The organism is Xenorhabdus bovienii SS-2004 (genome assembly GCF_000027225.1).
GTDB classification, from domain to species: Bacteria; Pseudomonadota; Gammaproteobacteria; order Enterobacterales; family Enterobacteriaceae; genus Xenorhabdus; species Xenorhabdus bovienii_C.
In genome coordinates this window covers 2,760,992-2,783,038 of the sequence record NC_013892.1, presented here as the reverse complement: position 1 = coordinate 2,783,038, position 22,047 = coordinate 2,760,992, and the positions used below count along the sequence as shown (strand labels likewise).

Below are 22,047 nucleotides of genomic sequence, written 5' to 3'. Positions count from 1 at the left end.
TGGTAGCAACTCCCGGATTTTATTTAACAATGATCAAGAATGTCTTTTTCCTGTCGGATCAGGCGCTGACGAGAAAACATGATTTGCAGGCGACTACCGCCAACTTGCTGCCATAATACAGCACTGCGGATACCTGCCAGTAATGCTGCTCGGACTTTCGCCTGTATCAACGTATTGCGCAATATGTCAGGTGAACCTGTGACTTGAATACGAGGCCCTAGCGGGCTGATAACATCGACATAGATACCTGCAAGGGCATTGAAGATACCTTCTGACATAGGTTCAAAGTAAGTTTGTTGGCGTTCTAGCTGGTTAATACGATGAGCAAGTTCATTAGCTGCCGCTTGATTTTTACTGAGCCGACGCTCCAGCACTATCAAACTCAGCATATAGCGGGTAAGGTCAGCAGAGATACCACTGCGAGTGTTATTGAACATGCCCTGAATGGCATCAAGGCCAATGCGGAGGTTGCAGGCATTATTGCCAAAGACATCCTGTGTGGATGACGGATTCATGTTCAGGACACTGTTGATCATCACTTCAAAAGTATCGTCATCACACTGGCCTTCATGGGCAAGCTGCTGAACCAGATGGCCTGACTGGCAGATGCCTGCCAGTGCCAGTGTAATGTCATAATAATTTTTAGCCACGACTACTCCTGTATACGTTGTTCGATCACGCCACCGCCTAGACAGATTTCCCCCTGATAAAATACGGCCGATTGACCTGGGGTGACAGCGGCAACGGGGCTATCAAAACGAACTTCAATTTTGTCTTCGCTCAAGGGAATGACTGTGCAGGGAATATCATGTTGACGATAGCGCGTTTTTACCACGCAGCGAATTTCTGTTTTTAACGCCTGACGATCAACCCAATCAAGCTGTTGTGCAATCAAACCGACAGACATCAGACGAGGATGATCATGGCCTTGAGCAACAATCAGCGTATTGTTTTCGACATCCTTATCGACAACATACCATGCCTCTTCGCTGCCATCTTTGGTTCCACCGATCCCCAACCCTTTGCGTTGGCCGAGTGTGTGGTACATCAGGCCAGTATGCTGACCGATGGTCTGTCCATCAACCGTAATAATAGAACCTGGCTGGGCAGGCAGGTAGCGCCCCAGAAAATCGCGGAATTTACGCTCACCAATAAAGCAAATACCTGTAGAGTCTTTTTTCTTGGCAGTTACCAGACCGATTTCTTCAGCAAGGCGGCGAACTTCGGGTTTTTCCAATTCCCCGACTGGAAACAGGCTTTTCGCAATTTGCTGGTGGCTCAGGGTATACAAAAAGTAGCTTTGATCTTTATTACCATCCAGTCCACGAAGTAACTGGCTGATACCATCCACATCCCGACGGCGGACATAATGGCCTGTTGCGATGTAATCAGCACCTAAATCTTCAGCAGCAAATTCCAGAAATGCTTTGAATTTAATCTCTTTGTTACAGAGGATATCGGGATTTGGCGTTCTGCCCGCTTTATATTCAGCAAGGAAATGTTCAAATACATTATCCCAATACTCAGCTGCAAAATTAATGGTATGCAGCTCAATACCCAGTTTGTCACAAACTGCCTGGGCATCCGCAAGATCAGCGGCAGCCGAGCAATATTCTTCATCGTCGTCTTCTTCCCAGTTTTTCATGAACAGACCAGCTACCTTATAACCCTGCTGTTGCAGAAGGTAGGCGGAAACGGATGAATCTACACCGCCGGACATCCCGACAATGACTTTTTTCTGGCTGTTATCTAACATGGATATATCTCACTGCGGAAAAAAACAAGCGCAATACTTTAACACGTCGGTAGATAAGGTGCACCAAACGTCTTCGCGCGCTTTCTTATTCGGCTTGTTATTTAAAAATTCATTTGGTGAAAGGTGGCCCATAGCTATCTAATATTGATAATGGGTAAGTCTGATTTTCCAGATAACAGCGGATACTTTCAGCAACGAGCGGTGATCGTAACTGTGGGCTGCTGAGGATCTCTTCTGCATTTAGCCAGTGACAGCAGTGAATATCGCTATCTTGTGGTTCGGTATCTACGATTTGTTCCATTTCAATCAGGAACAGAAAACGGATAAAAGGCGTACCATCAGGGGCATTCCACTGATGTAATTTCAATAATGCCTGTGGCTTGGCACGAATACCGGTTTCTTCCCATAATTCGCGTTCAGCGGCTTCCAGCAACGTTTCGCTAGCTTCAAGATGACCGGCAGGCTGGTTCCAGAGGGGAATATCATTAATGAATTCTTCGACGATCAAAAATTTGCTTTTTGCATGCACAATGCAGGCAACTGTGATGTGTGGATTAAACAAAATCAATTTCCCTCCATTCTCCAGGGGATAGCTGCCCCAATTGTAACGAACCTATACTGAAACGGATTAAGCGCAACGTTGGAAAGCCAACATGGGCAGTCATTCTACGTACCTGACGGTTGCGTCCTTCAAAAAGGGTAATTTTAAGCCAGCTTACCGGAATATTTTTCCGTTCCCGAATAGGAGGAGTTCTTTCCCAGAGCCACTCTGGTTCTTCTACCAACTCGGCACCAGCGGAAAGTGTTGGGCCATCTTTCAATGTGACGCCATTGCGTAGCTTGTTCAGAGTGCTCTCATCAGGAATTCCTTCAACCTGAACATAATAAACCTTAGCTGTTTTTTTATGGGGCTGCGTCAACTTGGCCTGCAATTTCCCATCGTTGGTTAAAATTAGCAATCCTTCGCTATCGCGATCCAGACGACCTGCGGCATAAACATCAGGAAATGGGATAAAATCCTTTAACGTTGTCCTCCCCATTTCATCGGTGAATTGTGGGAGCACATCATAAGGTTTGTTAAAGATCAGTACCCTGCGAGGGCCTGTTAATTTTTTTAGAGTATCTTTATTTTTTCTTTGGCTGAATCGGTTAAGTTTACGTTTTTTAAAAGAGATATTTGTCATGATAAGCCATCGTGCAAAATGAGGGTGCGTATTATACCTTAATTCTGTGACCATTGGCGTTTGCAGAATATTCAAGTAGTATTGACACGTCCCTTACAAAAAATTAACAAGTTATTGCGCTTATCTTGAAAGGAGAGGTTAATGGAAAGCAAAGTAGTTGTTCCGGCGGAAGGTAAAAAAATTACTATTGATGCCAAAGGTAAATTAAATGTTCCGAATAACCCGATAATCCCTTATATCGAAGGGGATGGCATTGGTATTGATGTAACGCCGGTCATGCTGAAAGTTGTTGATGCTGCAGTTCAGAAAGCTTACAGCGGTGAGCGCAAAATTTCTTGGATGGAAATCTACACCGGAGAGAAATCTACGCAGGTTTATGGCAAAGATGTCTGGTTACCAGAGGAAACTCTGGATCTGATCCGTGACTACCGTGTTGCTATCAAAGGCCCTCTGACGACACCTGTTGGTGGCGGTATCCGTTCTCTGAACGTGGCTCTGCGTCAGCAATTAGATTTATACGTCTGTTTACGTCCGGTTCGTTACTATCAAGGTACTCCAAGCCCGGTTAAACAACCTGAATTAACTGATATGGTCATCTTCCGAGAAAATGCTGAAGACATTTATGCGGGTATTGAATGGAAAGCAGGTTCAGCGGAAGCGGATAAAGTGATCAAATTCTTGCAGGATGAAATGGGTGTCACTAAGATCCGTTTCCCTCAGGAGTGTGGTATTGGTGTGAAACCATGTTCGGAAGAAGGGACTAAGCGTCTGGTACGTGCTGCGATTGAATATGCCATCGATAACGACCGTGAATCAGTGACTTTGGTTCACAAAGGCAACATCATGAAATTCACGGAAGGCGCTTTCAAAGACTGGGGTTATGAACTAGCTCTTACGGAATTTGGTGGTGAACTACTGGATGGTGGTCCATGGATGAAGATCAAGAATCCTAAGAGTGATAAAGACATCATCATTAAAGATGTGATCGCGGATGCTTTCCTGCAACAAATCCTGCTGCGTCCGGCTGAGTACGATGTTATCGCTTGTATGAACCTGAACGGTGACTACATTTCTGATGCATTGGCGGCACAGGTAGGCGGTATTGGTATTGCACCAGGGGCAAATATCGGTGATGAATGCGCATTGTTTGAAGCGACACACGGTACTGCACCTAAATATGCCGGTCAGGACAAAGTGAACCCAGGCTCTGTAATTCTCTCTGCTGAGATGATGCTGCGCCACATGGGATGGTTTGAAGCTGCTGATCTTATTGTTAAGGGAACGGAAGGGGCGATTGCTGCCAAGACCGTAACTTATGACTTTGAACGCCTGATGGAAGGCGCTAAGCTGCTGAAATGTAGTGAGTTCGGTGATGCACTTATCTCTCATATGTGATTGATTGCGTAATTGAATAGATAACGGGGGCTTAACAGTTCCCGTTTGTTTTTTGTACATCGAAAAGCGGTTATCAAAACGTTATCAAAATGATTTATCAAAACTAGACAAAATTTAATCAATTTAGAGTGTGATTTTTATCCAATCTTTCCCGCGATCATCATGATATTTGTCTGTCTGTTGTTGGTTCTTATGGCCCAATAAATCTTTCGTGTTTATACCTTGCTCACGGTACAGTCGTTCTGATAGTGAGCGCTGTTCGTGGAAAGTTGCTGGAGTTCCTTCTCCCCAATCTATATCTATCTTGTCTCGTGCTTTTTTGAAATTTGTTGTCAATGTATTCGCTGTTACTTTTTCGCCTCGTTTAGATTGTGATGTGGTGTGAAAATAGTGAATTAAATACGGGCTAAGGACACGATCCCTCTCTGTTAGCATAGTTGTCACCCCCACTAACAACGCTGATAGAGAGGGTGAATGCCCCGCCCGTGTGGGGAGTCCCTACCCAAAGTGATTTTTGGGGAGTGGTTAGCAGAGTCTAAGGATAGACACAGAGCTGTGGAGTTTGCCTGCTTCATTTAGTGGACTGCAAATTTTAAACAACCTCTCAGTTATTAACTGCGCCCCAAAACTTACTAATGGGGATAAACAAATGGAAAATATCACTATTTTACCTAAAGGCGGTCGTTTGAGTTCCAAAATGAGTCGTCATCTGGAACGAGGAAATTTAATGACTCGCCGCCGTTTAGAAGAAAATATTCGCCAGTCTGAAATAAAAGCGCTTGAAAATATGATCGATCAGGCATTTGGATTGGAGACCGAACCGCGCAAGGTATTAACCATCCAGCGTAAGCCACAAAATGATGGCGTTAACGTAATAGCCAATCTGATTGTTCAGGCCAAAGGGCTTGCTAATGAGCCACAATAAGACAGCTTCAATAACTGCTGCTTGCCACATGTAGCTCTTTACTCAACCAAGCAAAGAGCTGGCAATCAGATACTGGAGTCAGGCGGCGTTACGGCGAGGGGGTGAGATTTTCTTTCTCAGATATTTAATCGGCATCGATGAAATATAAACTATAGCCGCGCTGATAAGGTACATCGTAACGAAATAAGTTACGGTTTCTGGCTGAAAATCAGGAACGTGTTCGCGTAGCCATGATTCGAGTGGCTCAAGCCTAAACGCGACTAACAGGCCGCAAACCAATGCAGCAAAATTCGATTTGTTAGCTTGCTTACCCAGCAAACCAACAACCTTTTTCCATTTATTTCTATCCATAGATTAAATTTTATTCTCATTATAGTAGGGGATTTATTCTAACCGATTTCTTTGCGCTGGGGAATGCGAGGAACCACTGCCGCCTGATGTGGTGAAACATGCAGGCACATCAAATTAACAACAGTAACAGCGAGGGTGTGATATGAATATAGAATTCACCAACGAAATTCGGGCATCAATGAAACGTGACCGTCAGTCTGCTATTAGGTACGTAATTGAATGTAAAAGAAATTATCTAGATTTTCGTCAATGGGCTATGGATCATGAGCCACGTTCTACTAATCATCGTGCATTGAATAGATTAGCTTGGCAACAGCGTAAATTCTACCGTAAGTGGGCGGCTCTCAGTTGACTAATCTATACCCATTATTTAGCCGCAAAGCTATAAAATATATTGGCGCTATCGTCACCCTGTCACAGGTAAATATCACGCTCTTGGTGATAACGAACAGGAAGCAAAGGAAATTGCTATTGAGGCTAATAATAGATTAGCCGAGCAACGCAGCCGTCAAGTTATGGCGATTAGTGATCGTGTAGCAAAAATCAAGGGTAAAGAGATTACTGTTAATACTTGGTTGGATAAATACTGGAAAATTCAGGAGGAACGTTTAGAAACTAATGATATCAAATTCAACACATTTAAACAAAAGCGGAAGCCTGTAGATTTAATGCGACAGGCTCTTGCTATGAAACCGTTGCCCGCTGTTGATGCTCGTGACATTGCAGGTATTTTGGACGAATATAAAACCGCAGGTCAGCCGCGCATGGCACAGGTTGTTCGCTCAGTTCTGATAGATGTATTCAAAGAGGCGCAACATGCAGGAGAGGTTCCCCCCGGCTATAACCCTGCATTAGCAACTAAGCAACCTCGTAGAAAAATTACCCGCCAACGGCTGAACTTGGAGGAATGGAAGCAGATATTCGAAATTGCAAACTCGCAGCATCGATATATGGGTAATGCCATGCTATTGGCTATTGTGACCGGACAACGATTAGGTGATATTTCAGAAATGAAATTTTCTGATATTTGGGATGATCACCTTCATATTTCTCAGGAAAAAACAGGAGCAAGATTAGCCATTCCCTTAGCATTACGATGCAATGCACTTAATACTTCCCTCAGAGAAGTTGTTGCACAGTGCCGTGATCGTGTCCTTAGTCCGTATTTAATTCACTATTTTCACACCACATCACAATCTAAACGAGGCGAAAAAGTAACAGCGAATACATTGACAACAAATTTCAAAAAAGCACGAGACAAGATAGATATAGATTGGGGAGAAGGAACTCCAGCAACTTTCCACGAACAGCGCTCACTATCAGAACGGTTGTACCGTGAGCAAGGTATAAACACGAAAGATTTATTGGGGCATAAGAACCAACAACAGACAGACAAATATCATGATGATCGCGGGAAAGATTGGATAAAAATCACACTCTAAATTGATTAAATTTTGTCTAGTTTTGATAAATCATTTTGATAACGTTTTGATAACCGCTTTTCGATGTACAAAAAATAAACGGGAACCATTAAGCCCCCGTTATCTATTCAATTACGCAATCAATCACATATGAGAGATAAGTGCATCGCCGAACTCACTACATTTCAGCAGCTTAGCGCCATCCATCAAACGTTCGAAGTCGTAAGTTACGGTCTTGGCAGCAATCGCCCCTTCCGTTCCCTTAACAATAAGGTCAGCAGCTTCAAGCCATCCCATGTGGCGCAGCAACAGGATAAGATTATAATATTAAGTTACTGTATATATTGAATATTTAATAACTACAACATCATTTTTATGTATATAAAATCACTTAAATAACACGTTGTTTTATATACTTTCAATAAAAGTTTTGCAGAATGCAAAAATCGCCCAGACTATTACAAATTCCACCATTTAAAGTAACTTTTTCGATAATGAATGCACGAAAAATTCAATAAGCTCATGCCACAGAAAGCAGAGTAATCCCAAAGGTCAGAAACCTGCCCTTAAGATGGGATATCACACCTTGCGGCAACTATAGGGATTTCCCCAACTGTTGATTAACCCGTTGATTTATCCGAGGCCGTCACTTTGACCCAACGGTTGGGAAAATCCCAATGGTTACTTTATGTTCTGGACAAACGCGATAAATGTATTGTGTTTTAACGTATTGCTTGAGCGCAAGGGGCTGGGCAAGCAGACGACAAATCTGGCGTCTGATTAGATATCAATAGGTTATCACCAAAGTCCGAATTAGAGCTTTACTCTGCCGTCAGATTTGTCGTTAGCCACTCAGTTACATTAAGTAACCCTATAAATATGAAAGCAAAAGGTATGGTGGAAATCCCCATACCCTCACCCGCGAGTATAAAACCAAAGTAGGCATTCCGTTTGAAACGGAAGGATTGAATTAAAAGGTGAGAAAATTCCACCTTTAGATAACTTGTTGATTTTTCTTATTTCCGGCATGGGGCGGGAATTTAATTAAATCAATGGGTTGGGTTAAAGGGGAGGATTGCCCCCCTTTAAATAGAATCATGTTTTATCAGTAGAGGAATAGATTTTATTGATCCCCCGTTTGTTATTTTATGTCATCCTGCCATCAAAATATGCCACTCACCTAATCGTTAAAACGAGCTTAGTCAAAACGCATTCTCCAGTATTGATGAACCTATTTTATGGATGTTCACTGGCGGAGAAGTAACCCGCCTTCATGTTATTTAGCAATGTTTACTGTTGATTAAATGAGGGAATAAATATGCAAGATAATAAGCCTGATACAACGGTATTAGACGATAACAATCTTGTGATCGTTACAACACCGGATTAGGTCATGTATTAAATGGTTAGTTGCTGTGATATGCTTCCGGCTTTTTAAGGATGAAGTATGGCCAAAGTTGATGTCTATTGCCGTTATTGCCACAAATCAGAACAGGTCAAAGGACATGGGAAAGGAAATGGCGGACATCCTCGTTATCGCTGTTATAGCTGCTGTAAGGTCTTTCAGTTGGCGTATACCTATCAGGCCTGCAAACCCGGCGTTAAAGAACAGATTGTCGATATCGCGATGAATAACGGGGGAATTCGTGACACCGCTCGGATCCTGAAAGTCGCCACCGCCACCGTCATGAAAACATTAAAAACCTCAGACTCCGAAACGTAACGACACTTCCCCTTGCGGAATGTGGCATCCAGATTGTCTGTGAAATCGACGAGCAATGGTCGTTTGTCGGCAATAAGAAAAACCAACGCTGGCTTTGGTATGCTTGGGAACCCCGCCTGAAGCGAATAGTGGCTCATGTTTTTGGCGATCGCAGTCGAAAAACGTTAGACAAGCTGCTTACCCTCTTATCTTCCTTTACTATTCGGTTTTACTGCACGGATGACTATGTTGTTTACGACCCACTTCCCGAGGAAGAGCACTTGACTGGAAAGGCGTTTACTCAGCGTATAGAGAGAACGAATTTAACGCATCGTACCCGAATCAAAAGGCTGAATAGAAAAACCATTGGGTATTCAAAATCGGAAGAAATGCACGATAAAGTGATAGGAACCTTTATTGAACGTGAACATTATTTTTAATACCTAATCTAATCATTTAATACATGACCATTTTTGGGGGTCAGGGAACAATAAAGGCTTAAACATTTTATTTTTATACTTTCCTATAGCGCCATAATAATCCCATCTTTTTAGTGCATCATCTTTACTTATAGGTTGAAGCTGAGGTAAATAATCAACTCCATTTATAGCCTGATAAAAACCAAGTAGATTTGAAACCAAATCTTCACCACTGTACCCACTATCTGTATACCAATTAAAAGGAAAAGAATCTTGATGTGCTTCAAATAGATGAGTTGTATGCATCATAATAGTAAGGGCAACTCTTTTTTTATCGTGTAAAGATAGTCCTCTTCTTACTTTCCATCTTGTTATTTTAGATGTGCCATATTTTAATCCAAGCCCCATGTATTGTGTGTACTTAATGGTAAAGTATGGTTCTTTAGTATCATCACCTGAATTTATAGCGGCCATTAACATTCTGGCATCATTACCTTTTGAATGCCCAGTATCTACCCATCCTAATTTTTCGGTATAAACTAACCTTCCTTTTATTACATCACTTCTACTACTCATGGAACCTCCTGTAATTTAGTTAAATACACTATAAAATTTTAGAACACATAATAGTACATAAAGTAATTAATCGGCTACTTAATAGAAGACTCTTGCTGGATTAACACAAAGTTACAATTTTGTTGTTTTACGTTAAAATGTAGGCTTCTATAGTATATGATACTATAATTACATAGTAGATTAGTAAATCCCAATCTCACTTTTTAGTAAGGATATATGATTTATATAAAATAACGTTAGATTGAAAGTGTGTAAGTTTTCTTCATTGAAAGTAATACTGAAAATAAACTATTCCCATAGTTAAATATTTAAAGCCCACATCATAAAATAATGGGGAGAGATGGGGATTTAAGCGGTCATGTATTAAATGATTAGATTAGGTATTAAAAATAATGTTCACGTTCAATAAAGGTTCCTATCACTTTATCGTGCATTTCTTCCGATTTTGAATACCCAATGGTTTTTCTATTCAGCCTTTTGATTCGGGTACGATGCGTTAAATTCGTTCTCTCTATACGCTGAGTAAACGCCTTTCCAGTCAAGTGCTCTTCCTCGGGAAGTGGGTCATAAACAACATAGTCATCCGTGCAGTAAAACCGAATAGTAAAAGGGTAAGCAGCTTGTCTAACGTTTTTCGACTGCGATCGCCAAAAACATGAGCCACTATTCGCTTCAGGCGGGGTTCCCAAGCATACCAAAGCCAGCGTTGGTTTTTCTTATTGCCGACAAACGACCATTGCTCGTCGATTTCACAGACAATCTGGATGCCACATTCCGCAAGGGGAAGTGTCGTTACGTTTCGGGGTCTGAGGTTTTTAATGTTTTCATGACGGTGGCGGTGGCGACTTTCAGGATCCGAGCGGTGTCACGAATTCCCCCGTTATTCATCGCGATATCGACAATCTGTTCTTTAACGCCGGGTTTGCAGGCCTGATAGGTATACGCCAACTGAAAGACCTTACAGCAGCTATAACAGCGATAACGAGGATGTCCGCCATTTCCTTTCCCATGTCCTTTGACCTGTTCTGATTTGTGGCAATAACGGCAATAGACATCAACTTTGGCCATACTTCATCCTTAAAAAGCCGGAAGCATATCACAGCAACTAACCATTTAATACATGACCCCGGATTATGTCAAAGATTCGGTTAGAGAATCGATTGAAGATCATGCTAAAAGTCGTAATCATCCAGATGCAACACTACAAGATAAAGGATTTGTTACTCTGAGTAATGATGTTGGCAGTGATAGCGAAAATAATGCAGCAACACCAAAAGCAGTGAAAGCAGCGTATGATTTGGCTAACACAGCAAACCAAAATGCTAATAATGCAGGAGCTAATGCCAATACTCGTTTAGCCAAGGAGCAGAACGGGGCGGATATTCCCAATACGCCGGAGTTTGTGAAAAATATTGGCTTAGATAATGCGCTAAAGGTTGGGGATTATGGAATAGGAGGCCCTGGTATCACAGTAGAACCAGGTCAAACTGTGGAGGATTTGGCAGGAAAAACAGGATTTTATCAGAGGGGGTCATCGCCAATACCACCTGATTCCCCGCGAGGAACGGAGGCAATGAAATATTTGTCAATAGGACCCGGTTGGTGGGCTACGCAATTGGCATTCGATGCATATCGTAATATAGCATGGATACGCTCCAGAATAGCAGCGAGCAAATCTTTTCAAAAATGGAGCCAATTCTCCATATTGGGAGTAAACACCTTCATGGATGCAAATGGTAACTTCAAGTTATCCTCATCCATAATCAATCTTTGGAGTGATGGGAAATTTGAAACAAATAATGAGTCCAAAGGAGCTACAGTAGAACGTATTTCCGAGGGTATATACCTTATTAAAGGTGTTAAGGGATTTAATATCGATGGAACAATGAATAATATAGAGATCCCATTATGCCAGAACAAGCTGCCATTAATTTGGGTCAACCATGAAGTACTCTCCGATGGTACTGTCAAACTGATGACCTACCACCGGGAACACTCCGACGCACCAGCATTCGCCAGAAATACACGAGAAGGCTACTCTGATGGTGATTTGATTGATATTCCCAGCGGCCGATTTGTCTCTGTTCGAGTGCAAATGCCAGCCACTGAGGATAAAGAATCACAGGCTTAATTCTTTTGTCACTTTCAAAACATAATGATTGGAGGTAATACTATGTACGATTGGTCTGGAAGTGTTCCCGCGAACGCTGAACAAGGTCAACCCACCGGACTTATTCTTCTAAAAGGGGATATAATATCTATCATTGCCAAGGGATGGATAAAGTTCGGGAGTGCAAATAATGAATGGAGTGCGCCCCAAGGTGATACAAGAAGCATTCCAAAAATAAGCTATGATCTAAGAGCAAAAATTGCTGACAAAACTTACGGGATTGGTAATGGGGTTCTTCATAAAACGGTTCCAGTAGATGGCGAGTTAATCCTTTTATATGATGATTCCCCCGGTGAATATAATAATAACTCTGGTGAATTTCACGTCAACGTTATAATAGAGTCCCGATATTCTCCTCTCGAAGAAATAAAATAAATAACTAAAATTCTAACCCGCAACTTTCTGCGGGTTCATATCCACCTCATTCTTCCACCTCCCCCTGCCCCAAATCCCCCAACGCCCGCCCACAATTTCCCCAATTCACCCCACTACCCGCTAGTCTCCCCTATTGGCTATTTATTGACAGCTGAATACGTCCGTTCGCGGCGTTATATCATCGCATGGGGCTGTGTTTTGTCTGGATCTTAGGTAGTTGTGTCTCAAGCTGGTTCAGTGTGTCAGTGTCATATTTGATACCAACAGTGATGTCATATGTTGCTGTGCCTGTACTTTGTGTCATGTTCTATTCTCCAAAAAGAAAATGCCACCAGCGTTAACTGATGGCATGGGGGATTCCTTTAACCACTCAAGGGAATGGGTAAAAGAATATTGACTTTCATTTTAATCGTTGATTAATTATTGAGCTCCAGTGGATTATTGTTAGGTGGAATTAATATTATTAAGCTTATTAATATTTCTATAATAATGTTACACGTGGAGAGTATTATGAGAAAATATATTCTTTCTTGTCTACTGGCAAGCACAACGCTTTTAGCTTCAATGCAGTCTTATGCTCTTTGTCGTTATTTCCCCCAAGATAGTCAAGCATGGAAAGCTTGCATGGAAGTCTGCAAACTGGCGCTTAATCCCAAAATTTGTTTAAAATAACATCAATCAGGACGGTTCATTCCTGCCGTCCTACTCATATCTCACCAACACCGCCCCCTAACACACTCTTGCCACCCCAGAATCATTTGCTCTGAGGTTGCAGTTTTTATTTCTCATCATGCAGTTTTTGTTTGAGCAAATAACCTTCTAATGACCAAATCTTATTAACTGCATTTTGACGGGCAATCTTACGACCCATTTCGGCATCGAAGTTTTCAGGGCTTGCGCATGCACTTTCACCGGTGACAGTGAAGCCGTTTTTCAGTGTAAGAACACAAAAAGTGAGAGTCTTTGCGTTTATTCTCACTCCAATAGGAGCATACACCGCATCTGGATTGTCTTTAGCTGAAGCAGAGAATCCATCGTAAGCAGTGAAATACATTTCATAAGTAATAGTATCTTCAATGTGCTGCGGAGTAATACGCGGTGCTGTTTTGCCTTTTTCTTGAGTTTCTTTTTCAATATCTTGGTTTGTCATTTCTTCACCTCATAACATTCAGTATTAACTAATCCTGCAAGTACTTCGTCTGCCGCTCGTTCTCCGCCATCATTCGGAGGAGATCGTAATAATCTTGTCGAGCTGCTTCTGTAAGTTGTGGGGTTCCTGCGTCGCCCATGCTGCGGGAGGAAGTGGTTTCAGGCACTGGGCAGACGGCTTGGACGCGCAACTTGCGACGGCCAGCGGCAATATCAGCCCGAAGAGTGTCAATTTCAGATTTGGCATTGGTGAGTTCCTGAGTGTGCTTGGTGTCCAGTTCAGCAAGGTGCTGGATGCGCTCTTGCTGATTGGTGATGATGGCGTTTTTCTCTGATAGCTGAGTAGTCAGTGACTTTTTCTCATCTGTGAGCCGTCCATTTTCCACATACACTGAATAGATGGAATATGCAGCCGAACCAATCAGAACGATACCGACTACCACTGAAACAGCTTTAACTTTCCACTTCATAAAAGCTCAAACGCTTTCTCAAACGTTGCCTCTGAATAAGGTTGCTTGCCGTTCTCGTGCCGGATGATGGACTTGGCCAACACAATCAACGTCACTTTATCGACCGTAATCACCTGATGATGATCGACACCTAACGCCTTGGTCGTAGGCCATCCAGCACAGGAGTTCACTGGCGCTCAGATCCCGTTGCAGCTCATACAGGGTTTTGCCGAGCCGCAGCGCCAGTGTCATCATGAAGAAGGTCAGTGGCTCTTTGACTTTTTTTCCGCGTCGGCCTGTGACGTCATGAGATCCAGTGCCTGATGCAGTAAGTGCATTGAACACCTCCCCGTATTTCAGGAAAAAATGTCAGGCGTTATCATGCCACAATGGGGCGTACGGCTGTAGTACTAGGGGCTGTTGACGTTTTGTGAAGGGAATTTGAACAGCATGATGAGTCTGGTATCATTGTCTTCGCGAAAAAACCATTACCCAGACCATCATACCAAGAACAATGTTATCAAAACCTTTATGGAATAAGCTAACGGCAATGTCGCTTTAACGGCGGCAAGTTAGCAAAAGTGGTGTTGCCGCATGTTTCCCCAAATGGGAAGTTGCGCCCTGATGGGGAGAAACTGCTTGGTCAGGTCTGATTATGGACTTCTATTATTTTAATAACTCACCAGTGCTAACGACTGGAGATCATGTTTACCCTCATGAACCTTCAAAAAAGGACAATCTCATGACCATGACCATGACCATGACCATGACCATAAGCATTAGGCTTACTGTTGCAGTAACACTGCTTGCTGCAACGCTGCCTGTATTAGCTAAAATGCCAGAAAACTTTATTTATACCAGCTCTGGTGACCTCGAAACAGCGTCTGTCATTATGGCGCGTAGCGACATTGGCGGTGCGCAGATCGTTTACAATTGGCGTTTACTCGAACCTGAGAAGAACAAATACGACTTCTCGCAGATTGAGAGGGATCTGGCTCGCCTCAAGGTAGCTAATAAAAAACTTTTCATCCAAATTCAGGACCGGTTTTTCGAACAAGATGCCCGGTACGTTCCTGATTATCTGATGAATGATGCCAGGTATGGCGGTGGGATATCGCCACAATTTGATAATCCTGGCGAAGGGAAGCCAATTGGGTCGGGTTGGGTAGCACAGCAATGGGATCCTGCTGTGCGCCAACGTTATCAGGCTTTGTTGGCAGCGATTGCAGAGCGTTTCGATGGTCAAGTCTATGGTGTCAACTTACCCGAAACAGCTATTGATTTTGACAAGAAAAAGCTACCCAAAGGATTCTCCTGCGATAACTATTTCGCAGGAGAAATGGAAAATCTCACCTTTGCGCGAAAGGTGTTCACCAAATCACATGTAGTACAATATGTCAATTTCTGGCCGTGCGAATGGAACAACGACCACAATTACATGGGCCGGCTGTTTGAGTTCGCCAGTGCCAATAATATTGGACTTGGTGGCCCAGATATTGTTCCCAACCGCAAGGCGCAAATGAAGAACTCATACCCGTTCTTCAATAAATACAAAAGCAAACTGGCACTCATTGCCATGGCAGTACAGGAGCCGACCTTGACCTACAAGAACCCTAATACGGGTAAGCCATTTAGCAAGGATGAGTTTGTACAATTTGCAGAAGATTATCTCGGTGCAGATATCATTTTTTGGAGCACGACGTCTCCCTGGTTAGCTAAGAAATAGGTAACAGTCGCGAGATCATACTGTAGGGTCTTTTCCGGATAAAATCGCGGCAGCAGTCGGACAATAGGGGCTGTTGATGTTTTAAGGTCATAATTCAATCAACCCACATTGGCAACCAGACAATAATAAACGCCAGTACCAATGTGCTGGTGTAATTCCGTTCAAGTTTATCGTATCTTGTTGCTATTACACGAAAATGCTTGATTCTGGCAAAGGTATTCTCCACCAAATGTCGGTAACAATATAAACATTTGTCAATCTTTTGATCCAATTTTCGATTATTTTTTCGGTAGGGAATGACTGGTGTTGCCCCTTGTTGTTCGATATCAGTTCTGAATGCCTGACATTGTACCCCCTTGTCAGCTATCACAACGCCCGAAGGCGGTGACTGCACCACCAAACTTTCTGCATGAACAATATCGTGAACTTGCCCTCCGGACAATTCAAAATTCACCGGCAGTCCATAACTGTCTACGGCTAAATGGATTTTGGTTGAGCGTCCTCCCCGGCTTTTCCCAATCGCTTCATCTTTCTTTGATGTTGCGCCTGAACTGTGTTGATGAGCGCGGACAATGCTGCTATCAATGAACAGCCATTCCGTATCAGAGTCTTTAGATAATTCTTTGAATAATAAATCAAAAACACCTTTCTTTGACCAGGCATCAAAACGCTGAAAGACACTATTCCCTTTCCCGAATTCGGAAGGCAGGCCGCGCCATGGAATGCCTGTTTTCATACGATAAAGAATGCCTTCAAATGTTTGGCGATGTTTTGTGTTAAATAAGTCCAGTATGTTGCATGAATGCAGATAGCTTATCCCATTGTGTATCTGTTAACATAGTTTGCAGCATAATGGTAAAGTTGAGTTATTATTTGGCGAAAACGATTATACCCAATCATCATGCTGTTCAAATTCCCTTCACAAAACGTCAACAGCCCCTAGTATAAAATTAGGTATTGATTAAAAATGTGGATCAATTAATTAAAAAGAGGTGAAGTTAAATGGATAGTCAACTGTCTGGAATACTGCTGCTTTTGGTTGGATTATTTTTTTCTGCAACCGCTATGGCGATGCCAATACAAAACGACGAGATGGCTTCATTGGTTAATCAGCGTTTGTCTTACATGAAGGATGTAGCAGGATACAAAGCGAACAATCATCTTGCCATTGAAGATTTACGTCAGGAAGCCAAAGTATTATCCAGCTCAGTGCTCGAGGCAGAAAAGTTGGGGTTAGATGGTGAGTCGGTAAAACCCTTCATACAAGCGCAGATGGATGCTGCCAAGGCGATTCAATATCGCTACCGTGCTGACTGGCTATCTATATCGGAAAAAGGTTGGCAACCTGAGCCACTGGAGCAGGTAAGATCAAAAATTAGCGTCTTAAACACCGACATTCTTACTGAGGTCAGTACGAGATTAACAACGGGTGATCTATTTACCGACAAAACTGCCTTTACTAAAGTACTTGACCAAACTCACTTAAAAGACGGCGATAAAGAACGCCTATGGTCCTCAATGAAACAAATCACTTTGAAAAAGTAGTTCGCATAAGCCATAGACATATCCCACTATGCATTATGGTCAGCCTATCTATACAATTCGCCAGAATCTTATTAATCTTGAGTAATCAACTTAACCTTATACTAATTAGGCAAATTGGTAGATCGGAATTTACTGAATGTGTGAAACCTGAATGTAGTTACATAATTGATTGTTTTTAAATGGGATTGTATTATTTAGATGATTATCAGGTAGCGTTATGATGCAATCTAAAGGGGACAATCCTCCCATTTAACCCAACCCCTTGATTTAATTAATCTCTGGTACAGTGACAGAATTAAGTAAAGTCAACAAGTTATCTAAAGGTGGGAATTTCTCACCTTTTAATTCAATCCTTCCGTTTCAAACGGAATGCCTACTTTGGTTTTATACTCACGGTGAGGGTATGGGGATTTTCACCATACCTTTGTGGATTATTGCTTAAATACCTGGCTGCGATGCCAGGTAATAAAACTTTCTAAAGGTAAATAATCTCTGTTTTTGGGAAGTAATATCGGCTGTTTTGCAAAATTCCAAAAAAGTTGTTTTACCATCGGGCCACCATTAATACTTTCTGAAACTAATAATTTCATATTATCGTCAATACTGATTGAACCCATATCAAATGCGGAATGGTGCAGTGAACAGAGGGCAAGCCCGTTATTGACGGTACAGGGGCCGCCGTATTGTTTCCATTTGATGTGTGCCGCCTCCAGCCCAACAGGAGTACTGTCATGGCGCAGATTGTAGCCACATATTGCACATTCGTAGTTATAGGCGCGCAGTATCTGCTGGCGAAAATGCGGATCACGTATTTTGCGGATATCACTTAAAGAAAAATCCAATTGATTAGCGAGAAGCTCCTGTATGCTGTCAGGGAAGTGTTCACTCAGGATTTGTTGTGCCAGTTTATTAATGGTAGTGGGTTTCTTGCGTAGTAACTGATAACTTTGTTGGTCGAAGCCCCCTTTGACGCCAAACTCAATCAACTCACGTTTTGGCGGCTCTTTGCTACCTTTTTGTGGCGTACAGCGTTCGCTATTTTGCAATTCCCAAAACCCGTCGCCGCGTAAGCGCCAGAAAGGCAAAGAGGGATAGTGGCTTTTGCGTCTTGGGCCAAAGTTATTGAGCAACGCCAGTAATGGCTGGTGGATCTCCTCACCATAATCAAACAGTCGCTCATGGCCTTTCTGATATTGAGAGAGCACATAAAGCAACAACAATGGCTTATGTGGTGCGCGTTGATCGCCTTTGCGCCAAATAGAAAGGTTTGAGATAGCGACTTGGAGTTCTTTGATGGTGGACATATAAGCTGTTTGATTAATGGGTGATGGTATTGCGATCATGCTCGCAAAAGTGGTGGAGGGCAAGTGGTGGATTTGGAAGGGGTTATGACTTGTTGAATAAGGTGTATGAGTAATAGAACGTAAGCCATACACCTTTTATTTAGAATGACATGTAAATGAGATTCATATGGAGCAAGAATCCTATTCGATTCGCGAACCAATAGATTTCGCTTTCAATGCAGTAAAATAATTTTTCCTGAAGAAAGTGAATCGTTATGATCTTTAGGGACTCCAATTAGGTGGTAATTTGGGAAGTTTTATTCCAGTGAGTTCAGGCCCTGAATAATATTGATAATATTCTAATACCTCTTGACTGTATTTTTTTCCATACACTAAACCAGTAAAAACTTCTGCAACAAACTCATTAGAATTCTGTTTCTCTATAGCATAACCGCTCACTTGTTCAACAATTTTTGCCGGAATAATATGTATATTGTTTTGATCAATCCTTTTGGCTAGCCAAAATTTTTCTTCTGATTCAGTTCGTTGTGCATGAATGATATGTCCAATTTCATGTACGATGGTAGCAATGACCTTTGTTGAGTTTTCGGAGTTCAATTCCAATGACTTCCTGCTTACTGATATAGCTTCGTGATGAAGTTGATCTGGTACACCCCATCCAATTTGATTTGTTATATTCTTATTCCTTCTCCAGAAGGAATATTGAGGAGATTTTATTTCCTTAACTTTTTTAGCATTTATATGAAGATGGGGGAGGCCAATACCTACTGTACCTCCTGTTTTTGTTATCGATGTATTATCTGCTATTTTGTCTTCTCTTGCTGGCCATCTAACTTCAGTTTTTCCTTTTTCCTCTTCTATATAAATGTGAATACTTCTCACTATTTTAGATAAGTTATTAACTTTTGCATGAATTTTATTAATAGCGTAACAAATGGGAAGAAGAAACTCCATTTTAATTTGTTTAGAATGTTCTTCATCCTTGGAATGTTCTTCATCCTTGCCGAAGATTTTGAGCTTAATGCCACAAATATAACTCTTGGATAAGATAACTTTATTATCACGATAACAATCTGTAAAATCCATCTCCTGATGCAGGGTGATTTCTATCTTTTTATTTCTGATGGGATCTCTCAGGGAAATTACTCGATTATCTCTCTTTTTTTTCTGTTTATACAAAACGACCTCCTATATAGCATTGTCGGGCTAGGAAAATCAAACTTACACCATTCAAGAGCAAAAATAAAATAACAAAAACACATAATCACATATGAAATTAATTTTTTATCTATTATTATGAAATATAATGATATTTATATCCGATAAATTTAAAGCTGTCGTTCGCAAGGCGGTCGCTTATGAGGCGAATCCAATAATAACAATATCTTATATACGCAATTAACTTGAAGATGCGGGTTTTAAAATCTGGAAGTTATCAGTCAACCGAGTGGTGAGTTCTTTCGCTTTTTCTGGCAATGTGACATGAAAAAAGTGGCGCAGCGTTTCACGGAATGTTTTGGTATCCGGAAAATAGACATTGTTTCGTACCTGCTCATTCACATACTTCCATAATCGCTCAATCGGGTTGAGATTAGGGCTGTAAGGCGGCAGGTAGTGCAACTCAATATTCAAAACCTCGGCAAAAAATTGGACGACTCCGGAACGGTGATAACCCGCACCATCCAGAATAATGTGGATTTTTTGCGAAAGTGGATAGGTTTCCCGGATTGAGCCGAAAAAAAGGACGACATTTTTCGCGTTAATCGTCGGATATTCACGAACAATAGTCTCTTCAATCCGTTGTAAATTAAGGGCACCCATGATGTTGAGTCGAGTACGACTGCCTGTGGTTTCAACCACTTTGACGTGCTTCCGCCCGCTCTTCATCCAGCCATAACTTAATTTTGTGGACAGGGTCGGGTGAACCGCATCAATAAATAAAATAGGCGCATTCTGGCCACATTCTTCTTTCAGCGCGTTGTAGGTTTCAATAAACTGTTGCTGTTTATCCGCATCAAATTTATGCGGAGCACCCATTGGCTTCTTGTAGCTGAAACCTTGACGGTGAAGCCATTTCGTCATTCCTGCGACAGTGAAAGTCACCTGCCATCGTGCCCGAACATAGGCCACAATTTGTGCGGTAGTGTGCATCAAATTTGCCATCAGATACTCAACTAATTCTGTTGTTTGTTCGGCAGACAAACGGCTTTCAGAGCCCCCATTTTCAGGGGCGAGTTTTTCCTCAGAGAAGTAATCTTTCAGATGGCGGCTCACCGTACTTTCATGGATCCGCAAAGCCTGAGCAATCATCTGGGCAGTCCAGCCTTCTGAGGCCAAAAGCACGGCCTTGATGCGGTCACGTACTCGTCCATCGCGAGTCGTATCATGCATCAATTCGAGGGCGTCTTTTTGGGCATCTGTTAGATTAATTTTCATGGGCGCAATCATGATCTGATACAAATGAAAAATCAAGCATCTTCAATGACGACGGGTATACATGGTGATTATTTTCAACTGCTCATGTGGGATTCTCACAACTGAAAATTTTTTGCAGTTGATGCTTTTGTACATACGGGATTTTCCCTCATGTAACTTAATGACTAACGACAAATCTGACGGCAGAGCAAAGCCCTAATTCGGGATTTGGTGGTAAGATATTGATATTTAAGCAGACCTCGAATTCTGGGATCTGCTTATAATTTGAGCGACGATAATGTCGGTATGCAAAACCCAATATCTGATAATCGGACTTTGTACGTAACTGATAGTTACTCGCAAATGACGGTGAGCGTAAATGATATTTACGCACAAAATTTGCACAACTCAATAAGAGGTGTGGACAAAAGAGTGAGTCAAAAACAAGGGGTTAATTCGTTTTGTCCAGCACATAAAGTAACCATTGGGATTTTCCCAACCGTTGAAATAAAGACGAATTTACGGAAGATATGTCTCGGGTGGTCAAAGTGACCACCTCGGACAAATCAATGAGTTAATCAACCATCACGGAAATCGTAATAGTTGCAATTGGTCATTTATCCCGTGTGCGTGGTACAGATATAGCGCAGTTATTTTGCGTTTTTTTCGCTGAGGCGTGATTTTTGAATAAATTCGCTAAATCTGTATTGTGAAAATCACAATACAGGAGGGCTTGAGTTTAAGCCGTCCAGCACAAGGTTACTTAATGTAACTGAGTGACTGAGTACGTATTACGTTCGCAGTGGGTCATTTTCGTATAATTGATTGATTTTTATCATGATGAAAAAACCAGATCACCTAAAGGCTGTGGAAAATAGCACGAAGACAGAAGAATGCCCCTCGATAGTCACCACAGTTACAGGGAAGATTACCGTTGCCTCCAAGCGTATAAAGTGCCAGACAGGTAACGCTACTATGTAAAAGCGCAGTGATTACCCATTGAGTGCCATTGCTTTAATGAGATGGCGCTCTCGGTGATGCTGTTACAGAAAGGTCAGGCGATCACTGTTATGGGAAAGGCTTCTTACTGGAAGGGCTATCAGTTAGCTGTCAGCTCAATCACTCAATAGGTTCCGACGAAATTCGTCGCGACTTCTATAGCTCGGAACGTTAAACGTACCAACC

Annotated in this window: 21 protein-coding genes and 4 pseudogenes; 8 read left to right on the top strand and 17 right to left on the bottom strand. The window is 42.1% G+C overall.

The genetic code is table 11. The features are described 5' to 3' along the window. Window positions 1-23 precede the first annotated feature (23 nt). The 4 genes from hflD to rluE form a co-directional block, all read right to left on the bottom strand. Window positions 24-650 carry a high frequency lysogenization protein HflD gene (gene hflD / locus XBJ1_RS11940; RefSeq protein WP_012989230.1) on the bottom strand — a complete coding sequence of 209 codons (627 nt, stop codon included), beginning with the start codon at window positions 648-650 and terminating at the stop codon, window positions 24-26. A 2-nt stretch (window positions 651-652) separates the two neighbouring features. Then, complete coding sequence (gene mnmA, locus XBJ1_RS11935; protein ID WP_012989229.1) at window positions 653-1,756, bottom strand: tRNA 2-thiouridine(34) synthase MnmA; 1,104 nt, start codon at window positions 1,754-1,756, stop codon at window positions 653-655. A 109-nt stretch (window positions 1,757-1,865) separates the two neighbouring features. After that, window positions 1,866-2,318, bottom strand: a complete 453-nt coding sequence (locus XBJ1_RS11930) for an NUDIX domain-containing protein (RefSeq protein WP_012989228.1) — start codon at window positions 2,316-2,318, stop codon at window positions 1,866-1,868. Beyond that, window positions 2,311-2,940 (bottom strand): 23S rRNA pseudouridine(2457) synthase RluE, encoded by a 630-nt coding sequence (gene rluE / locus XBJ1_RS11925; protein ID WP_038199019.1) that lies wholly within the window; start codon window positions 2,938-2,940, stop codon window positions 2,311-2,313. Before rluE ends, XBJ1_RS11930 begins: the two co-directional genes overlap by 8 nt. 141 nt (window positions 2,941-3,081) lie before the next feature. On the opposite strand from rluE, the gene icd reads away from it, so the two are divergent. Next, window positions 3,082-4,335, top strand: a complete 1,254-nt coding sequence (icd, locus tag XBJ1_RS11920; protein WP_012989226.1) for an NADP-dependent isocitrate dehydrogenase — start codon at window positions 3,082-3,084, stop codon at window positions 4,333-4,335. 123 nt (window positions 4,336-4,458) lie between these two features. Here the strand turns inward: icd and XBJ1_RS11915 are convergent. Further along, window positions 4,459-4,758 (bottom strand): annotated as a pseudogene (locus XBJ1_RS11915) (tyrosine-type recombinase/integrase); the annotation flags it as partial. Window positions 4,759-4,984: 226 nt separating this feature from the next. On the opposite strand from XBJ1_RS11915, the gene XBJ1_RS11910 reads away from it, so the two are divergent. Next, window positions 4,985-5,260, top strand: a complete 276-nt coding sequence (locus tag XBJ1_RS11910) for a hypothetical protein (protein ID WP_012989224.1) — start codon at window positions 4,985-4,987, stop codon at window positions 5,258-5,260. 78 nt (window positions 5,261-5,338) lie between these two features. On the opposite strand, the gene XBJ1_RS11905 is transcribed toward XBJ1_RS11910, so the two are convergent. Continuing rightward, a complete protein-coding gene (locus XBJ1_RS11905; RefSeq protein ID WP_012989223.1) occupies window positions 5,339-5,611 on the bottom strand; it encodes a hypothetical protein in 273 nt (90 codons plus the stop codon). 333 nt (window positions 5,612-5,944) lie between these two features. On the opposite strand from XBJ1_RS11905, the pseudogene XBJ1_RS11900 reads away from it, so the two are divergent. Next, a pseudogene (locus XBJ1_RS11900) lies at window positions 5,945-7,053 on the top strand (phage integrase Arm DNA-binding domain-containing protein). A gap of 123 nt (window positions 7,054-7,176) precedes the next feature. On the opposite strand, the pseudogene XBJ1_RS20010 reads toward XBJ1_RS11900, so the two are convergent. Then, window positions 7,177-7,344: pseudogene (locus XBJ1_RS20010) on the bottom strand (NADP-dependent isocitrate dehydrogenase); the annotation flags it as partial. A 1,135-nt stretch (window positions 7,345-8,479) separates the two neighbouring features. Here XBJ1_RS20010 and XBJ1_RS20880 point away from each other — a divergent pair. Beyond that, window positions 8,480-9,174, top strand: a protein-coding gene (locus tag XBJ1_RS20880) for an IS1 family transposase (RefSeq protein WP_143827632.1) whose coding sequence is annotated in 2 segments (ribosomal slippage) — window positions 8,480-8,735 and window positions 8,735-9,174 — 696 coding nt in all. Because the reading frame shifts where the segments join, the coding sequence is not laid out codon by codon here. A 12-nt stretch (window positions 9,175-9,186) separates the two neighbouring features. Here the strand turns inward: XBJ1_RS20880 and XBJ1_RS11890 are convergent. After that, window positions 9,187-9,729 carry a hypothetical protein gene (locus tag XBJ1_RS11890; protein ID WP_012987939.1) on the bottom strand — a complete coding sequence of 181 codons (543 nt, stop codon included), beginning with the start codon at window positions 9,727-9,729 and terminating at the stop codon, window positions 9,187-9,189. A gap of 383 nt (window positions 9,730-10,112) precedes the next feature. Beyond that, window positions 10,113-10,797, bottom strand: a pseudogene (locus XBJ1_RS20875) (IS1 family transposase). 52 nt (window positions 10,798-10,849) lie between these two features. On the opposite strand from XBJ1_RS20875, the gene XBJ1_RS22565 reads away from it, so the two are divergent. Then, window positions 10,850-11,860, top strand: a complete 1,011-nt coding sequence (locus XBJ1_RS22565) for a tail fiber protein (RefSeq protein WP_012989219.1) — start codon at window positions 10,850-10,852, stop codon at window positions 11,858-11,860. A gap of 42 nt (window positions 11,861-11,902) precedes the next feature. Next, window positions 11,903-12,274: a LecA/PA-IL family lectin gene (locus XBJ1_RS11875; protein WP_012989218.1), complete on the top strand. Its 372-nt coding sequence runs from the start codon at window positions 11,903-11,905 to the stop codon at window positions 12,272-12,274. Between the two features lie 178 nt (window positions 12,275-12,452). On the opposite strand, the gene XBJ1_RS22765 is transcribed toward XBJ1_RS11875, so the two are convergent. The 4 genes from XBJ1_RS22765 to XBJ1_RS22810 all read right to left on the bottom strand — a co-directional run bounded on the left by XBJ1_RS22765 (window position 12,453) and on the right by XBJ1_RS22810 (window position 14,217). After that, window positions 12,453-12,578, bottom strand: coding sequence for a hypothetical protein (locus XBJ1_RS22765; protein WP_012989217.1), 126 nt, complete (start codon window positions 12,576-12,578; stop codon window positions 12,453-12,455). A 474-nt stretch (window positions 12,579-13,052) separates the two neighbouring features. Next, entirely contained in the window at window positions 13,053-13,424 is a 372-nt protein-coding gene (locus tag XBJ1_RS11870) for a Gp49 family protein (protein ID WP_012989215.1), read from the bottom strand. A gap of 28 nt (window positions 13,425-13,452) precedes the next feature. Next, complete coding sequence (locus tag XBJ1_RS11865) at window positions 13,453-13,893, bottom strand: lysis protein (protein WP_012989214.1); 441 nt, start codon at window positions 13,891-13,893, stop codon at window positions 13,453-13,455. Window positions 13,894-13,989: 96 nt separating this feature from the next. Beyond that, window positions 13,990-14,217 (bottom strand): hypothetical protein, encoded by a 228-nt coding sequence (locus XBJ1_RS22810; RefSeq protein WP_329840787.1) that lies wholly within the window; start codon window positions 14,215-14,217, stop codon window positions 13,990-13,992. 421 nt (window positions 14,218-14,638) lie between these two features. Between XBJ1_RS22810 and XBJ1_RS11855 the strand changes: the two genes are divergently transcribed. Further along, window positions 14,639-15,598: a hypothetical protein gene (locus XBJ1_RS11855; RefSeq protein WP_038199014.1), complete on the top strand. Its 960-nt coding sequence runs from the start codon at window positions 14,639-14,641 to the stop codon at window positions 15,596-15,598. A 94-nt stretch (window positions 15,599-15,692) separates the two neighbouring features. Here XBJ1_RS11855 and XBJ1_RS11850 read toward each other — a convergent pair. Further along, window positions 15,693-16,449, bottom strand: a protein-coding gene (locus XBJ1_RS11850; RefSeq protein ID WP_268987534.1) for an IS5 family transposase whose coding sequence is annotated in 2 segments (ribosomal slippage) — window positions 15,693-16,382 and window positions 16,384-16,449 — 756 coding nt in all. Because the reading frame shifts where the segments join, the coding sequence is not laid out codon by codon here. A 151-nt stretch (window positions 16,450-16,600) separates the two neighbouring features. Here XBJ1_RS11850 and XBJ1_RS11845 point away from each other — a divergent pair. Then, window positions 16,601-17,143 carry a chorismate mutase gene (locus XBJ1_RS11845; protein WP_012989208.1) on the top strand — a complete coding sequence of 181 codons (543 nt, stop codon included), beginning with the start codon at window positions 16,601-16,603 and terminating at the stop codon, window positions 17,141-17,143. 431 nt (window positions 17,144-17,574) lie between these two features. On the opposite strand, the gene XBJ1_RS11840 is transcribed toward XBJ1_RS11845, so the two are convergent. The 3 genes from XBJ1_RS11840 to XBJ1_RS11830 form a co-directional block, all read right to left on the bottom strand. After that, the gene (locus tag XBJ1_RS11840) at window positions 17,575-18,447 is read right to left on the bottom strand and encodes a phosphorothioated DNA-binding restriction endonuclease (RefSeq protein WP_012989207.1); all 873 of its coding nucleotides are present in this window, start codon (window positions 18,445-18,447) and stop codon (window positions 17,575-17,577) included. Between the two features lie 261 nt (window positions 18,448-18,708). After that, complete coding sequence (locus XBJ1_RS11835; protein ID WP_012989206.1) at window positions 18,709-19,626, bottom strand: hypothetical protein; 918 nt, start codon at window positions 19,624-19,626, stop codon at window positions 18,709-18,711. Window positions 19,627-19,845: 219 nt separating this feature from the next. Beyond that, complete coding sequence (locus tag XBJ1_RS11830) at window positions 19,846-20,883, bottom strand: IS630 family transposase (protein ID WP_041573280.1); 1,038 nt, start codon at window positions 20,881-20,883, stop codon at window positions 19,846-19,848. Window positions 20,884-22,047: the final 1,164 nt, after the last annotated feature.

What these genes read in the sequence shown, in the direction of transcription:
- XBJ1_RS11840 (WP_012989207.1), bottom strand. Translation starts at nt 18,447, where the DNA reads ATGTCCACCATCAAAGAACTCCAAGTCGCTATCTCAAACCTTTCTATT.
- XBJ1_RS22565 (WP_012989219.1), top strand. Translation starts at nt 10,850, where the DNA reads ATGACCCCGGATTATGTCAAAGATTCGGTTAGAGAATCGATTGAAGAT.
- XBJ1_RS11875 (WP_012989218.1), top strand. Translation starts at nt 11,903, where the DNA reads ATGTACGATTGGTCTGGAAGTGTTCCCGCGAACGCTGAACAAGGTCAA.
- mnmA (WP_012989229.1), bottom strand. Translation starts at nt 1,756, where the DNA reads ATGTTAGATAACAGCCAGAAAAAAGTCATTGTCGGGATGTCCGGCGGT.
- icd (WP_012989226.1), top strand. Translation starts at nt 3,082, where the DNA reads ATGGAAAGCAAAGTAGTTGTTCCGGCGGAAGGTAAAAAAATTACTATT.
- XBJ1_RS11910 (WP_012989224.1), top strand. Translation starts at nt 4,985, where the DNA reads ATGGAAAATATCACTATTTTACCTAAAGGCGGTCGTTTGAGTTCCAAA.
- XBJ1_RS11830 (WP_041573280.1), bottom strand. Translation starts at nt 20,883, where the DNA reads ATGAAAATTAATCTAACAGATGCCCAAAAAGACGCCCTCGAATTGATG.
- XBJ1_RS11870 (WP_012989215.1), bottom strand. Translation starts at nt 13,424, where the DNA reads ATGACAAACCAAGATATTGAAAAAGAAACTCAAGAAAAAGGCAAAACA.
- XBJ1_RS11855 (WP_038199014.1), top strand. Translation starts at nt 14,639, where the DNA reads ATGACCATAAGCATTAGGCTTACTGTTGCAGTAACACTGCTTGCTGCA.
- XBJ1_RS11865 (WP_012989214.1), bottom strand. Translation starts at nt 13,893, where the DNA reads ATGAAGTGGAAAGTTAAAGCTGTTTCAGTGGTAGTCGGTATCGTTCTG.
- XBJ1_RS11905 (WP_012989223.1), bottom strand. Translation starts at nt 5,611, where the DNA reads ATGGATAGAAATAAATGGAAAAAGGTTGTTGGTTTGCTGGGTAAGCAA.
- rluE (WP_038199019.1), bottom strand. Translation starts at nt 2,940, where the DNA reads ATGACAAATATCTCTTTTAAAAAACGTAAACTTAACCGATTCAGCCAA.
- XBJ1_RS11845 (WP_012989208.1), top strand. Translation starts at nt 16,601, where the DNA reads ATGGATAGTCAACTGTCTGGAATACTGCTGCTTTTGGTTGGATTATTT.
- XBJ1_RS22765 (WP_012989217.1), bottom strand. Translation starts at nt 12,578, where the DNA reads ATGACACAAAGTACAGGCACAGCAACATATGACATCACTGTTGGTATC.
- XBJ1_RS11890 (WP_012987939.1), bottom strand. Translation starts at nt 9,729, where the DNA reads ATGAGTAGTAGAAGTGATGTAATAAAAGGAAGGTTAGTTTATACCGAA.